Source organism: Streptomyces pinistramenti (genome assembly GCF_020564935.1).
GTDB lineage: Bacteria > Actinomycetota > Actinomycetes > Streptomycetales > Streptomycetaceae > Streptomyces > Streptomyces pinistramenti.
Genome location: NZ_JAJCXB010000058.1, coordinates 26,880 through 40,931, shown reverse-complemented (window position 1 = coordinate 40,931; position 14,052 = coordinate 26,880). Strand labels below are relative to the sequence as shown.

Sequence of the window (14,052 nt, the reverse complement as noted above, 5' to 3'; positions counted from 1 at the left end):
ACGTGCAGGGCATCCCGGTCGGGGTCGGCGTAAACCGCTACGCTCCCGATCCCGGCGTCCCGGCATGCACGGGCAACGCGGACAGCGATTTCGCCACGGTTGGCGATGAGCACCTTGCGCACGTTGGGTCCTTCCTTGGCGCTACGCCGCAACACAATGAACGCAGCGAGTTTAGGGACTGGCGACACCGTGTGCCGACCCGTTCCCGGTGGTGACCTTCCCCACACGGAGAGTGGTACGGGTGCCAGTGGGGGTGTAAAGCCCCCCGATATCCCAGGGTAGGCCCGGTTTTACGATCTCAGCTTCGCGCCTGGATGTGGTCTAGGTCTCTGCCGGTTCGTGTTCACCACACCGTCAATTCTTTGTGGAGTCCCTACGAATGGGCGAATGAAACTTTGCGCATGGCGCGGGGCCGAGCGGGGCCGCGGGCGAGTGGTGCAAGGCCCTTGCCCCGGCTATTACCGATTAGTAGCGTGCGCGATGCCTTCTGTACTCGCGGTAACGGGGGTTCTCGGGTGCCCTCGGGGCGTCCCGTGCCCGGCGATGGCGTGTTCGGCGTGTTCTCGGCAACAGTGTGCTCGGCGACGGCGGAAGTGGGTGGGCGGGGTGGCGGCGCGTAGACCGGTGGCCCTGGCGGCGGCTGTGATGCTGATCCTGGAGGCGTTCGGGATCGTGCTGCTGAACTGGATTCTGAGCATCGTGGTCGATCGGCAGCGGATGTCCCTGGCGGGGGTGGAGCCGGGAGCGATGACGGCGGGGGCCTGGGCGGGGGCCGCGGTTTTCGGGCTGTATCTGCTCTTTTGCGCCGGGGTGCTGGTGCGTACGGGGCTTCGTGACCGGGCGCCGGGTCGCCTCGGGCGCGTTGTGCTGATCAGTTGTGCCGTGGTGCATGGGGTGGTTGGGGCGTTTGCGGTGGGGCTGGTGGGGTGGGTGGCCTTCCTCGTGATGATGGTGGTGCTGGGGCTGGTTGTGTTGGTGTTGGTGGCGTATGGCGAGGGGCGGGTGGGGGTCGGCACCGTCGAACCGTGAGGTTGCCGGGGTCCGTGGCTGCTCAGGCGACAGGTGTGGTGAGAGTGGTCGCCGTGCAGGTGGTGCCCAGGGTCAGGTGGCCGGGGCGTAGGACCGAGTATTTGGAGCCGAGGGTGACGCCGCCCTTGGGGATACGGCGGTAGGTGGCGAGGGTGCGCAGCGGGTCGGGGCCTTTTTTGGTGCCGGTTTGCTGGTCGATGAGGGTGACGGCGCAGCGGACGGCGTGCTTGGTGAAGCCCAGTTCGGTGTCGCCGATGGCGATCCGGTGTGCGTGGTCCTCGGTGTGCGGCTCGTCCCAGCCGTCCACGACGATGTTCGGGCGGAACCGGTCCATCGGGACCGGTGTGCCGCCGACGGCGGTGATGCGGGTGTTGAGGGCATCGAGGGTGGCGCGGGAGATGAGGTGGACGGCGCTGCTGTCGGCGAAGTGAGAGGTGCCGGGGTGGAGGCCGTCGGTGACCCGGTCGTGGTCCGGCGGCACACGGACCAGCCGGCTGCGGGAGCCGAGTACGTCGGACAGCCAGTCGGCCGCGGTGCTGCCCTGGTCAATCGCGCGGTAGGGCGTGCCGAACATTTCGACGCCGGTGCGCGGGCCGGTGCGGTCCACGTCGATGTGCAGTGGCTCGATGTCCGGTGCGCGCAGGGTGAGTTGGCGGCCGTCGGGGCTCACCTCGGGGCGGACGGTTGCCAGGACCGGGTCCGTGCGCTGGCTTCGGAAGACGCCGTCGCCGCGGACGACGAGGAAGCTGCGGTCGTGGGCGAGGCCGGCCGGTGTGAGGTCGGCGCTCGCTGACGGGATTCCGGCGCAGCCCTTGACGGGGTAGGTGATCAGATCGACGACTCTGGCCATGCCGGCAGCCTATGCCGATATGTCGATGCCGGTGGTGTGGATGGGGAGTTCAGGCGGTCGGGTGGCCTTGGCGTGCGGTGACGGGCGGTTCAGGTCCACAGGTCGGTGATCGCGGTGCCCAGGTCGGCCAGCAGGCGGCGGAGCAGCGGCAGGGACAGGCCGATGACGTTGCCGGGGTCGCCGTCGATGCCGTCGATGAAGGGGGCCGAGCGGCCGTCGAGGGTGAACGCCCCGGCGACGAAGAGGGGTTCGCCGCTCTCGACGTACGCGGCGATCTCGGCGTCGCTGGGCTCGCCGAAGCGGACCGTGGTCGAGGCGGTGGCGGAGACCCGGCGGCCGTCCGCGGTGTCGATCACGCAGTGTCCGGTCCGCAGGATGCCGGAGCGGCCGCGCATGGACTTCCAGCGGGCGGTGGCGTCCTCGGCGTCGGCCGGCTTGCCGAGCGCCCGGCCGTCCAGTTCGAGCACCGAGTCGCAGCCGACGACCAGCGCGCCGTCTGCCTCCGGCCGGACGGCGACGGCCGCTGCCTTCGCCTCCGCCAGGACCCGCGCGAGATCGCCGGGGGTGGCGGCGGTGAGCGCGTCCTCGTCGACGCCGCTGACGATGACCTCGGGGGCGAGACCCGCCTGGCGCAGCAGGGCCAGGCGGGCGGGGGACTGGGAGGCGAGGACGAGACGGCGGGGCTTCGGTGCTTCGGTCATGCCCGCCATCGTACGGAGCCGGGCGGACGGGCGGGCACGCCTGTGGACAACTCCGGCCCGCCCGCCGGGCCCGGCTACTTGTTCAGCACCGCTTCCATGACGGACTTGGCGATCGGGCCGCCCAGCTTGCCACCGGCGATCTCCGAGCGCGGGATGTCCATGTCCTTGGGGTCGACGAAGACCGCGACGGCCACCGGGGAGGTGCCGTCGCTCTGCTTGGCATAGGAGACGAACCAGGCGTACGGGCGCTCGTCGTTGACATCGGCGCCGTGCTGGGCGGTGCCGGTCTTGCCGCCGACGGTCACGCCGTCGATCTGCGCTTTCTTCGCGGTGCCGGCCGAGACGGTGTTCTCCATCATCTCCTGCACCTTCTTCGCGGTGTCCACGGAGACGGCCTGCGGGTCCTTGGGGTGCAGCGGCACCGGGGCGAACTTCTCGATGGTGGACAGGTCGGGGCCGCGCAGCTCGTCGACCATGAACGGCTTCATGACCTTGCCGTTGTTGGCGAGGCCCGCGGTGATCACCGCCATCTGGAGCGGGGTGCTGGTCAGGCTGCCCTGACCCATGCCGGTGAGGGCGGTCTGCGGCTGGTCGAGCTTCGCGGGGTAGCCGCTGGCCGCGGACCGTACGGGCGTGAACAGCTCCTTGTTGAAGCCGAACTTCTCCGCCGTCTCGCGCATCTTGTCGGTGCCCAGCTTGTGGGCGGCGTCCAGGAAGACGTTGTTGCACGACCACTGCATGCCGGTCTTCATGGAGACCTTGTCGCAGAGGGAGTTGGGGACGTCGTTGCCGACCGTGGTGTGCGTCTGGGGGAGGGTGTAGGGGGCGGGGGCGCCGGAGGGGGTGTTGATGTCGGTGACCGTGCCGTGGTCGAGGGCGGCGGCCGCGGTGAGGATCTTGAAGGTCGAGCCGGGCGGGTAGATCTCGCGCAGCGCGCGGTTGCTCATCGGCTTGTCCTTGTCGCGGTCGAGCGCCAGGAACTTCTTGCCCTCGGCCAGCGAGATGCCGGAGAAGTCGGACGGGTCGTACGACGGGGTGCTGGCCATCGCGAGGATCTTGCCGGTCCGCGGGTCGATGGCGACGACGGCGCCGCGGGCGTGCAGGTCGGTCAGCCCCTTGTAGGCGGCCTTCTGCGCCTTCTCGTTGATCGTCGTGATGACGTCGCCGCCGCGCGGCTTCTTGCCGGTCAGCATGTCCTGGGCGCGGTGCAGGAAGAACCGGTCGTCCTTGCCGTTGAGGACGTCCTGGTAGACGCCCTCCAGGAAGGTGGGGCCCTGGGCCTGTGAGGCGTAGCCGGTGATCGGGGCGTACATCGGGCCGTCCTTGAACGTCACCTTGTACTTGAAGTCGCCCGGGGTCGCCACGGAGCCGGTGATCGGTTTGCCGCCGACGATGATGTTGCCGCGCGGGTACGAGAACGCCTCGATCTTGACCCGCCGGTTGTTGTTGTCCTTCGCCAGGGAGTCGGCCTGCACGAACTGGACCCAGGTCGCGCGGGCGAGCAGGGCGAGGACGAGCACCCCGCAGAAGACGGCTATGTGCCTCAGCGGCCGGTTCATCGATCTCCCACTCCCCTTGCGCCCCGCAGGCAGCGTGACCCCAGGGCCACCCGCCGGAATTGTCAGTTCAGGAGAGAAAGAGGCGATTGCGGGCGGGATGGTTGCGGGTTCGTGGGGAATGTGAGGCGCGCCGCTCGTCGCCGTACGGCGGTTCAGGAGCGGACGGGGCGGCCTTCCGGTGCGGCGGCGGGCGCAACCGTCCGCGCCCTCTGCGCGTCATCGCCCTACGACGAGGAACATCAGCACCACTGCCGCGGTGGCCACCACGATGCCCAGCCGACGGAGCTTTGCCTGCGCGTCGCGCAGCTCCTCGGGAGGCTCGTCGGGCGGATCTGACCACAGCATGACGTCGATCCTGCGCCGTCGCGCGCCACACCAGCCGGTGCACTATGCACCCATCTGACCGGCGGGAACTCCCCGGCTGCGATGCGCGTCACACTCCGTGAGCGCGGGCCGCGGGACCGTGCCGCCGCCCCGGGTGCCTCAGCGCGGCCAGTAGCTGGTGCGCCAGGACCGCGGGCCCGGATGCGGCAGCCGGCGGGACGGGATCGTGGATGCCGGATCGGACCATTCGGTGCCCGCGCAGTCACCGGCGGACGTCAGGCCGGCGGCGCCGGCCGCCGCCGTGGCCTGCACCACCGCGAGCGCGGCCGCCAGTTCCTCGGGTGTGGGGTTGCCCCGTACGACCTTGAACATCGGACCGACCTCCTAGAGCGGAATGTTGCCGTGCTTCTTCGGCGGCAGCGCCTCACGCTTGTTGCGCAGCGTGCGCAGCCCGCGGACGATGTGCCTGCGGGTCTCCGACGGCATGATCACCGCGTCGACGTAGCCGCGCTCGGCGGCGACGTACGGGTTCAGCAGGGTGTCCTCGTACTCCTGGATCAGCTCCTGGCGCCGGTCCTCCAGGGCCGCCGGCTCCTCGACCGCGGCGAGCGTGCGGCGGTGCAGGATGTTGACCGCGCCCTGCGCGCCCATGACGGCGATCTGGGCGGTCGGCCAGGCGAGGTTGAGGTCGGCGCCCAGGTGCTTGGAGCCCATGACGTCGTACGCGCCGCCGAACGCCTTCCGCGTGATCACCGTGATCAGCGGCACCGTCGCCTCCGCGTACGCGAAGATCAGCTTGGCGCCGCGGCGGATGATCCCCTCGTACTCCTGGTCCGTACCGGGCAGGAAGCCGGGCACGTCGACGAACGTCAGCACCGGGATGTTGTACGCGTCGCAGGTGCGCACGAACCGCGCGGCCTTCTCGCTCGCCCTGATGTCCAGACAGCCGGCGTACTGCATCGGCTGGTTGGCGACGACACCCACCGAATGCCCCTCGACCCGGCCGAATCCGGTCAGGATGTTCGGCGCGAACAGGGCCTGTGTCTCCAGGAATTCGTTGTCGTCCAGGACGTGTTCGATCGCGGTGTGCATGTCGTAGGGCTGGTTCGCCGAGTCCGGGATCAGCGTGTCCAGCTCGCGGTCGAAGTCCGAGGTCTCCAGGTCGGCCTCCTCGGGGAAGGCCGGCGGCTCGGAGAGGTTGTTGGACGGCAGGTAGGACAGCAGTGCCTTGACGTACTCGATGGCGTCCTTCTCGTCGCCCGCCATGTGGTGCGCCACACCGGACGTGGTGTTGTGCGTCCGGGCGCCGCCCAGCTCCTCGAAGCCCACGTCCTCACCGGTGACGGTCTTGATGACGTCGGGCCCGGTGATGAACATGTGCGAGGTCTGGTCGACCATCACCGTGAAGTCGGTGATCGCGGGCGAGTACACCGCGCCGCCCGCACACGGCCCGACGACCAGCGAGATCTGCGGCACCACACCCGACGCGTGCACGTTGCGCCGGAAAATCTCCCCGAACAGTCCGAGGGCGGCGACCCCCTCCTGGATCCGCGCGCCGCCGCCGTCGTTGATGCCGACGACCGGACAGCCGTTCTTCAGCGCGAAGTCCATGATCTTGATGATCTTCTCGCCGTAGACCTCGCCCAGCGACCCGCCGAAGACGGTGAAGTCCTGGGAGTAGACGCAGATCGGCCGGCCGTCGACGGTGCCGTAACCGGTCACGACGCCGTCGCCGTACGGCCGGTTCTTCTCGATACCGAAATTCGTCGACCGATGGCGCGCGAACTCGTCGAGCTCGACGAACGAGCCCTCGTCGAGCAGCAGGTCGATGCGCTCACGCGCGGTCAACTTGCCCTTCGCGTGCTGCTTTTCCACGGCGCGTGCCGAACCGGCATGGGTGGCTTCTTCGATCCGCCGCTGCAGATCCGCCAGTTTGCCCGCGGTGGTGTGGATGTGTGCTTCCGGCTCGGACATCGGGATGCGGCTCCTGCTCGTCCTGGACTGGTGCTCGTACTGAGGGTGGTACGGGGTGGGCTACCGGTTCGTAGCGTATCGGCGGGACTGCTCTGCGGCACTGCGTCGTTGACCACACCTAGGCTGGTGTCATGACCCCTCAACCACCGGAAAACCCGGACAAAGACCGTCGCCCCGCGAAGCCCGCGGACGGCACCGGAGCCCCGGGCCAGGGCGCGGAAGGGCCCGCGGCCGGCCGGTGGACCGACCTGGAACGTCCTCCGCTGAACACCCGGGCGCTCCGCAAGGCTCTGCTGCGCCCCGGATCCCTGTGGTCGTCGCTCGACGTGGTCACCGCGACCGGCTCCACCAACACCGACCTCGCCGCGCGGGCCGCCGAAGGCGCACCGGAAGGCGCCGTACTCGTCGCCGAGGAACAGTCCGCCGCCCGCGGCCGCCTGGACCGCCGCTGGTCGGCGCCGCCCCGCTCCGGCCTCTTCTTCTCCTTCTACCTCACCCCGCGCGTCCCGGCGGCCCGCTGGGGCTGGCTGCCGCTGCTCGCCGGCGTCGCCACCGCCGCCGCGCTCTCCCGCACGGCCGGCCTGGACACCGCACTCAAGTGGCCCAACGACCTGCTCCTGACCGTGGACGGCGCGGAGCGCAAGGCCGGCGGCATCCTCGCCGAACGCGCCGGCGAAGGCGTCGTCATCGGCATCGGCCTCAACGTCTCCCTGCGCGCCGACGAACTCCCCGTCCCCACCGCGGGATCCCTGACCCTGGCCGGCGCCCGGGGAACCGACCGCGACCCCCTCCTGCGGGCCGTCCTGCGCTCCCTGGAGGACTGGTACGGCGCCTGGCAGGCAGCCGACGGCGACCCGGCCGCCTGCCGCCTCCAGGAGACGTACGCGGCAGGCTGCGCCACCCTCGGCCGCACGGTCCGTGCCGAACTCCCCGGCGACACCGCGCTCCTCGGCGAAGCCGTGGCCATCGACGGCGACGGCCGCCTGATCCTGGCCACGGCCGACGGCATCCAGCAACCCGTGGCCGCCGGCGACATCATCCACCTGCGCCCCACAGGCGAAGACACGGACAACCGCAGAACCTGACGCCGACGGGGGCCGAGGCGCGGGGACAAGGCCCCACCGGCCCCCCGCAAGCCGCAGCCAAGCCACCGTCCCACCGAGCCACACAGCCACCCACCGCACACAACGGTGCCCCAGGTGAGAGTGAGCCAGAGCACACCTGCCGTATCGTTGAGGCGGTCCGCCGGGGAGCGGGCCACGGGCGAGCAGTGATCGGAAGGGCAGTGCGCAGGGATCGGACAGGGAGCGGGCGGTGACCGCCGACGACTCGGGCACCGCCCCGCGCGCGGCGGATGACGCCACTTCGCGTGACACGGCCGCCGCACCGGACGGCCCCGCCGCGGGCGCCGACGCCGCCGGATCGACCACCGGCGGATCGGCCGACGGCGCGGCCGCTGACAGCGCCGCGCCCGAAGGCGGCGCGTCCGCCGACGCGGACGACACCATCGCCATCCGGCTGGAGGCGCTGATCCTCGGCGCCGACCGCCGCTACACGCCGTTCCAGGCGGCCCGCAGCGCCGGCGTCTCGATGGATCTGGCGGCCCGCTTCTGGCGCGCCATGGGGTTCGCCGACATCGGCCAGGTCAAGGCGCTCACCGAGGCCGACGTCCTGGCCCTGCGCCGGCTCGCGGGCCTCGTCGAGGCGGGGCTGCTGAGCGAGGCGATGGCCGTACAGGTCGCGCGTTCCACCGGGCAGACCACCGCCCGGCTCGCCGACTGGCAGATCGACTCGTTCCTGGAGGGCCTCACCGAGCCGCAGGACTCCGGGATGACCCGTACGGAGATCACCTACCCCCTCGTCGAACTGCTCCTCCCCGAGCTGGAGGAGTTCCTGGTCTACGTCTGGCGGCGCCAGCTCGCCGCGGCGACCGGCCGGGTCGTACGGGCCCAGGACGACGACGAGATGGTCGACCGCAGGCTGGCCGTCGGCTTCGCCGACCTGGTGGGCTTCACCCGCCTGACCCGCCGCCTGGAGGAGGAGGAACTGGGCGAGCTGGTCGAGGCGTTCGAGACCACCTGCTCCGACCTGGTGGCCGCGCACGGCGGCCGGCTCATCAAGACCCTCGGCGACGAAGTCCTCTTCGCCGCCGATGACGCGGGTACCGCCGCGGAGATCGGCCTGCGGCTGATCGAGACGATGACCAACGACGAGACGATGCCCGAGCTGCGGGTCGGCATCGCGTTCGGCACGGTCACGACCCGCATGGGCGACGTCTTCGGCACGACCGTCAATCTCGCCAGCAGGCTGACGTCGATAGCGCCGAAGGACACGGTGCTGGTGGACGAGGCGTTCGCGAAGGAGCTGGGCCGCACCGGCGACGCGCCGGTGTCGGAGGCGGCCGCTGCCGCCGCGGAGAAGGCGGCGGCGCAGGCGGAGGCGGACGGCATGGTCCCGGCCCTGCCGACGTACCGCTTCGCGCTCCAGCCGATGTGGCAGCGTCCGGTGCGCGGCCTGGGTGTCGTCGAGCCCTGGCTGCTGAGCCGCCGCGACTGAGGGCGCGGCCCGGCGGTTTCGGGCCGCCGCCTCGTCCTCCGTGCCTCCCTGTCGCCCCGCCGCCGTACCTGGAATGATCCCGGCGGGACCGAATCAACGGTCGTTAACAGGGAGGGTCGTATGCAGCGGTTCGGTGAGTGGGTCGGCGTGGACCGGCACGGCTTCGTGGCGGAACTGGTCATGGACCGCCCCAAGGCGATGAACGCGGTGTCGACGGCGATGGCCGACAGCCTGGCGCGGGCCTGCGCCGAACTGGCCGCCGACGCCTCCGTGCGGGCGGTCGTCCTCAGCTCCACGCACGAGCGGGCGTTCTGCGTCGGTGCCGACCTCAAGGAGCGGAACTCCTTCACGGACGCGGATCTGATGCGGCAGCGCCCGCGCAGCCGCGCCGCGTACACGGGCGTCCTGGAGCTGCCGCAGCCCACCATCGCCGCGGTGCACGGCTTCGCGCTGGGCGGCGGCTTCGAGCTGGCGCTGGCCTGCGATCTGATCGTGGCCGACGGCAGTGCGGTGGTCGGCCTGCCGGAGGTGTCGGTGGGGGTGATCCCGGGCGGCGGCGGGACGCAGTTGCTGCCGCGGCGGGTGGGCGCGGCCCGCGCCGCCGAGCTGGTGTTCACCGCCCGCCGGGTGCCCGCCGCCGAGGCCGCCGGGCTCGGGCTCGTCGACCAGCTGGTGGCGGACGGCGAGGACCGTACGGAGGCGCTGGCGCTGGCGGCCGGGATCGCCCGTAATTCGCCGGTCGGGCTGCGGGCGGCGAAGCGGGCGCTGCGGCTCGGTCACGGCCTGGACCTGCGGGCCGGTCTTGAGGTGGAGGACGCCGCGTGGCGCAGTGTGGCCTTCTCCGGGGACCGTGCGGAGGGTGTCGCGGCGTTCAACGAGAAGCGGGATCCGGACTGGCCCGGGGAGTGAGCCGGGGGCCGCGCGCCGCCGCGGCGGGGCCCGCCGTCGAAGGTGACTCCGCGTAAGGAATGTGCCCTGACGTGGAAGGTGCACGGAAGGGGCGAATAGGATGAAACATTCCTACGCTGGAGTGCAAGGCGTGCTCACGGTGACGGAATGTGAGGGTCCGGTGACGGCTGAGGGCGATGCGAGGCTGCGGGCCGTGGTGGAGCTGGCGCAGGCGATGGCGGCGGCGCACACACCACGGGAGTCCGCCCGTGCGGCGGCGCAGGGCGTGCGGCTGGCCCTGGACGGCTCGTTCGCCGCGATCTCGGCATGGGAGCGCGAACTGGGGCGGCTGCGGGTGCTGGTCAACGTCGGCGAACTCGCCGAAGGGGAGCGCGAGTTCCCGGACGGCGAGTCGTACCCGGTGCACGAGTTCCCGGAGATCGTCGGCTTCCTGCACGAGCAGTGGGCCGGCGGCACGCTCGACGCCTGGGTGGAGACCGCCGACGGGCCGCCCGGGGGCCAGGACGCCCCCGGGGCGGCCGGTCTCTACAACCACCAGCGGGTGGCCGCGCTGCGCCGTCGCGGCCGCGGCTGCTGCGTGGTCGCGCCGATCGTGCTGCACGGGCGGGCCTGGGGCGAGCTGTATGTCGCGCGCCGGGCCGGGGAGCCGGTGTTCGACGGCGGGGACGCGGAGTTCGCGACCGTGCTCGCCGCCGTGACGGCTGCCGGGATCGCGCAGACCGAACGGCTGGCGGAGGCCCGCAGGCTCGCCTTCACCGATGCGCTGACCGGGCTCGCCAACCGCCGCGCCGTCGACATGCGGCTGGACGAGGCGCTGGAGCTGCACCGCGCGGAGGCCGCCGTGGTCAGCCTGGTGGTGTGCGATCTGAACGGGCTGAAGCGGGTGAACGACTCCCGCGGCCACGCGGTCGGCGACCGGCTGCTGGAACGATTCGGTTCGGTCCTTTCGCTGTGCGGTGCGATGCTGCCCGGCACCCTCGCGGCCCGGCTCGGCGGCGACGAGTTCTGCCTGCTGGCGGTCGGCCCCGCGGCCGACGACGTGGTCGGCGTGGCCGGTGAACTGTGCGAGCGGGCGGGGGATTTGGACCTGGGGGAGGGGGTCGCGGTCGGTGTCGCCTCGACCGGTGATCCGATCGGCCCGGTGCGCAGCGCCCGGCGGCTCTTCCGGCTCGCGGACGCCGCGCAGTACCGGGCGAAGGCTGCCCGCGCCCACAAGCCGGTGGTCGCCGGGCGGGACGGCGGCACGGACGACCCGGTGGTGCGGCTCGCGGACGCCCCGGAGCGGCATCCGGGGACGGAGCGGCGGCGGTTCCGGAGGTGAGTGGACGCGGCGCGGCGGGCGGTGACTCCGGCGCGGCCTGTCGTGGCGGGCGGCCTCGCAGGTCGGCGTCCGGGTAAGGAGTGATCCGGCAATCCGGTGGTGACATCCGGCGATTCAAACTCTAGGGTGCCTGAATATGGATATGCACACTGTGGTGCTCGGGACGTCCGGCACGACCGCTCAGGACGTCATCGCGGTGGCCCGCGGCGCCGCCCGGATCGAGCTGTCCGACGACACCCTCGCGGCCGTCGCAGCCGCCCGCGCCTTCATCGACGACCTCGCCGCCAAGCCCGACCCCGTCTACGGCGTCTCCACCGGCTTCGGTGCCCTCGCCGTCCGCCACATCAGCCCCGAACTCCGCGCCCAGCTCCAGCGCAACATCGTCCGCTCGCACGCGGCCGGGATGGGCCCGCGGGTGGAGCGCGAGGTCGTCCGCGCCCTGATGTTCCTGCGCCTGAAGACGCTCGCCTCCGGGCACACCGGCGTGCGTCCCCTGGTCGTCGAGACCATGACGGCCCTGCTCAACGCCGGCATCACCCCCGTCGTCCACGAATACGGTTCGCTCGGCTGCTCCGGCGACCTCGCGCCGCTCTCGCACTGCGCGCTGACGCTGATGGGCGAGGGCGAGGCCGAAGGGCCCGACGGCACCGTGCGGCCCGCCGCCGAACTCCTCGCCGCGCACGGCATCACCCCCGTCGAACTGCGCGAGAAGGAGGGCCTGGCGCTCCTCAACGGCACCGACGGCATGCTCGGCATGCTCGTGATGGCCTGCGCCGACCTCGCCCGCCTGTTCACCTCCGCCGACATCACCGCGGCCCTCTCCCTGGAGGCGCTGCTCGGCACGGACAAGGTCCTCGCGCCCGAGCTGCACGCCATCCGCCCGCACCCCGGACAGGCCGCGTCGGCCGCCAACATGCTGAAGGTGCTTGCCGGTTCGGGCTTCACCGGCCACCACCAGGACGACGCGCCGCGCGTCCAGGACGCGTACTCGGTCCGCTGCGCCCCGCAGGTCGCCGGCGCCGGCCGGGACACCCTCGACCACGCCCGCCGGGTCGCCGACCGCGAGCTGGCCGCCGCCGTCGACAACCCCGTGGTGCTGCCGGACGGCCGGGTCGAGTCGAACGGCAACTTCCACGGCGCGCCGGTCGCCTACGTCCTGGACTTCCTCGCCGTCGCCGCCGCCGACCTCGGATCCATCGCCGAGCGCCGCACCGACCGGCTGCTGGACAAGAACCGCTCGCACGGCCTGCCCGCCTTCCTGGCCGGCGACCCGGGTGTCGACTCGGGCCTGATGATCGCCCAGTACACGCAGGCCGCCCTGGTCAGCGACATGAAGCGGCTGGCCGCGCCCGCTTCGGTGGACTCCATCCCGTCATCGGCCATGCAGGAGGACCACGTCTCCATGGGCTGGTCCGCGGCCCGCAAGCTGCGCACCGCCGTCGACAACCTGGCCCGGATCATCGCCGTCGAGCTGTACGCGGCGACCCGTGCGGTGGAGATGCGCGAGGGCCTGACACCCGCGCCCGCCACCCGCGCGGTGGTGGACGCGGCGCGCGCCGCCGGCATACAGGGGCCCGGCGGTGACCGCTTCCTGGCGCCCGACCTGGAGGCCGCTTACACGTTCGTGCGCTCGGGGCAGCTGGTCACGGCCGCGGAGTCGGTGACCGGCGAACTGGCCTGACGGGACGGCCGCCCCGGGGCGGTCTGTCCGGTGGGCAAAGGCAACGAACGGCGGTCCGTCCAAGGGGGCGGGCCGCCGTTCCGCGTCGGCGGGGCCCGCCCCGCCGCGTCAGGCCGAGTCGTCCCGGGTGCGGCGCACCGAATAGCTGACCAGGCCCGCGCCGAGGGCGAGGCCGGCGGCGCCGCCGATGACGTACGGCGTGGTGTCAGGGCTGCCGGTGTCGGCGAGGGAATGCGGGGCCGCACCCTCCGGCCGTGCGCCGTTCCCGTTCCGCGGCATCCCGCCGGACAGAGTGGTGGGGCTGTTCTGCCCGTCCCCGTCCTCGGGCGTCGCACCGGCGGCCGACGAGGTGTGTGCGCCGGATGCGGTCCCTCCGGGTGACTCCACGATCGCGTTGGCGGACGGGACGAACCACAAGGCGAACAACACCGACCCCGCGGCGGCAGCGGTCAGCAGTGGTCGGCGTGCGGTCACAGAACAATCCCCCTTGTGGGTCCGGCGAATTGGCCGCTGACCGCAGATGTTAGTGACCGCCGCGGGTCGCGGGGAAGTCGGGCCCCGGACGTGCTTACCCTCCGTCCCATGAGCAATGGTGAGACATCACGGTTTGTACGTCTTCACGTCGAACTGGTCATGGAGGTCACGGACTCCGGCCTGCTGACCGCGGCGGCGGTCGAACAGGTCGCCGGCGACCCCTCGCTGCCGGAGGAGGGGCGCAAGCAGGCGGAGGAGACGGTCCGGGACGATCCGGCGGAGGCGCTGGCGCATCTGGTCGACCCCTTCGACCTGGTCACCGCCGTCCCCGGTACCGCACTCGCGCAGGCTTCCTGGAGCAGCGAGGAAATGACCGACTACGACCCCGACGCCGAGTGGGACGCCGCGGAGTGGGACCTCGCGGGCGACACCGCCGCCGTCGAAGAGGAGGTCTGACCCGGCGCCCCGACCCGGCGCCGACACCGCGCCCGGAGCCGCCCGCAGCGGCCCGGTGACCGCCCCCGTCGACCCCTGTGCGACCACTTCGTCGCACAGGGGTCGATTGCGTGGCCTTCCCCACACTTTGTACAGGTGTGGAACGGGCGAAACGGAACAGGCGTTCCTAGGACGTCGGCCGGGAAGCCTGCGTCCGGTCAGCGGCTCGGGGAAATACG

15 protein-coding genes are annotated in these 14,052 nt (G+C 71.8%); 7 read left to right on the top strand and 8 right to left on the bottom strand.

From position 1 onward, the window contains the following. Window positions 1-122 (bottom strand): biotin carboxylase N-terminal domain-containing protein (locus LIU39_RS28815; protein ID WP_227049863.1); only part of this gene is annotated, 122 nt, incomplete at its 3' end. 523 nt (window positions 123-645) lie between these two features. Between LIU39_RS28815 and LIU39_RS28810 the strand changes: the two genes are divergently transcribed. Then, window positions 646-1,029, top strand: coding sequence for a hypothetical protein (locus LIU39_RS28810; protein ID WP_227049859.1), 384 nt, complete (start codon window positions 646-648; stop codon window positions 1,027-1,029). A 22-nt stretch (window positions 1,030-1,051) separates the two neighbouring features. Here the strand turns inward: LIU39_RS28810 and LIU39_RS28805 are convergent, their stop codons facing one another. From LIU39_RS28805 to LIU39_RS28785, 6 genes are all read right to left on the bottom strand, one after another. Next, window positions 1,052-1,879, bottom strand: a complete 828-nt coding sequence (locus tag LIU39_RS28805) for an MOSC domain-containing protein (protein ID WP_227049858.1) — start codon at window positions 1,877-1,879, stop codon at window positions 1,052-1,054. Window positions 1,880-1,968: 89 nt separating this feature from the next. Then, window positions 1,969-2,580, bottom strand: a complete 612-nt coding sequence (locus tag LIU39_RS28800; RefSeq protein ID WP_227049857.1) for a nucleoside triphosphate pyrophosphatase — start codon at window positions 2,578-2,580, stop codon at window positions 1,969-1,971. Window positions 2,581-2,654: 74 nt separating this feature from the next. After that, the gene (locus tag LIU39_RS28795) at window positions 2,655-4,139 is read right to left on the bottom strand and encodes a peptidoglycan D,D-transpeptidase FtsI family protein (protein ID WP_227049856.1); all 1,485 of its coding nucleotides are present in this window, start codon (window positions 4,137-4,139) and stop codon (window positions 2,655-2,657) included. Between the two features lie 216 nt (window positions 4,140-4,355). Further along, window positions 4,356-4,484 (bottom strand): morphogenic membrane protein MmpB, encoded by a 129-nt coding sequence (mmpB, locus tag LIU39_RS35075; protein ID WP_264483373.1) that lies wholly within the window; start codon window positions 4,482-4,484, stop codon window positions 4,356-4,358. Window positions 4,485-4,622: 138 nt separating this feature from the next. Continuing rightward, window positions 4,623-4,835 (bottom strand): acyl-CoA carboxylase epsilon subunit, encoded by a 213-nt coding sequence (locus LIU39_RS28790; protein ID WP_227049855.1) that lies wholly within the window; start codon window positions 4,833-4,835, stop codon window positions 4,623-4,625. Window positions 4,836-4,847: 12 nt separating this feature from the next. After that, on the bottom strand, window positions 4,848-6,437 hold the full coding sequence (locus LIU39_RS28785; RefSeq protein ID WP_227049854.1) for an acyl-CoA carboxylase subunit beta: 1,590 nt from the start codon (window positions 6,435-6,437) through the stop codon (window positions 4,848-4,850). A gap of 131 nt (window positions 6,438-6,568) precedes the next feature. On the opposite strand from LIU39_RS28785, the gene LIU39_RS28780 reads away from it, so the two are divergent. From LIU39_RS28780 to hutH, 5 genes are all read left to right on the top strand, one after another. Then, window positions 6,569-7,522 (top strand): biotin--[acetyl-CoA-carboxylase] ligase, encoded by a 954-nt coding sequence (locus LIU39_RS28780; RefSeq protein ID WP_227049853.1) that lies wholly within the window; start codon window positions 6,569-6,571, stop codon window positions 7,520-7,522. A 229-nt stretch (window positions 7,523-7,751) separates the two neighbouring features. Continuing rightward, a complete protein-coding gene (locus LIU39_RS28775; protein ID WP_227049852.1) occupies window positions 7,752-8,993 on the top strand; it encodes an adenylate/guanylate cyclase domain-containing protein in 1,242 nt (413 codons plus the stop codon). 120 nt (window positions 8,994-9,113) lie between these two features. Beyond that, window positions 9,114-9,902, top strand: coding sequence for an enoyl-CoA hydratase/isomerase family protein (locus LIU39_RS28770; RefSeq protein ID WP_227049851.1), 789 nt, complete (start codon window positions 9,114-9,116; stop codon window positions 9,900-9,902). Between the two features lie 214 nt (window positions 9,903-10,116). Further along, window positions 10,117-11,223 carry a GGDEF domain-containing protein gene (locus tag LIU39_RS28765; RefSeq protein WP_227049862.1) on the top strand — a complete coding sequence of 369 codons (1,107 nt, stop codon included), beginning with the start codon at window positions 10,117-10,119 and terminating at the stop codon, window positions 11,221-11,223. A gap of 142 nt (window positions 11,224-11,365) precedes the next feature. After that, window positions 11,366-12,904, top strand: coding sequence for a histidine ammonia-lyase (gene hutH, locus LIU39_RS28760; protein ID WP_227049861.1), 1,539 nt, complete (start codon window positions 11,366-11,368; stop codon window positions 12,902-12,904). Between the two features lie 108 nt (window positions 12,905-13,012). Here the strand turns inward: hutH and LIU39_RS28755 are convergent, their stop codons facing one another. Next, a complete protein-coding gene (locus LIU39_RS28755) occupies window positions 13,013-13,378 on the bottom strand; it encodes a hypothetical protein (RefSeq protein ID WP_227049850.1) in 366 nt (121 codons plus the stop codon). Window positions 13,379-13,486: 108 nt separating this feature from the next. Between LIU39_RS28755 and LIU39_RS28750 the strand changes: the two genes are divergently transcribed. Next, window positions 13,487-13,834, top strand: a complete 348-nt coding sequence (locus LIU39_RS28750; RefSeq protein ID WP_227049849.1) for a hypothetical protein — start codon at window positions 13,487-13,489, stop codon at window positions 13,832-13,834. Window positions 13,835-14,052: the final 218 nt, after the last annotated feature.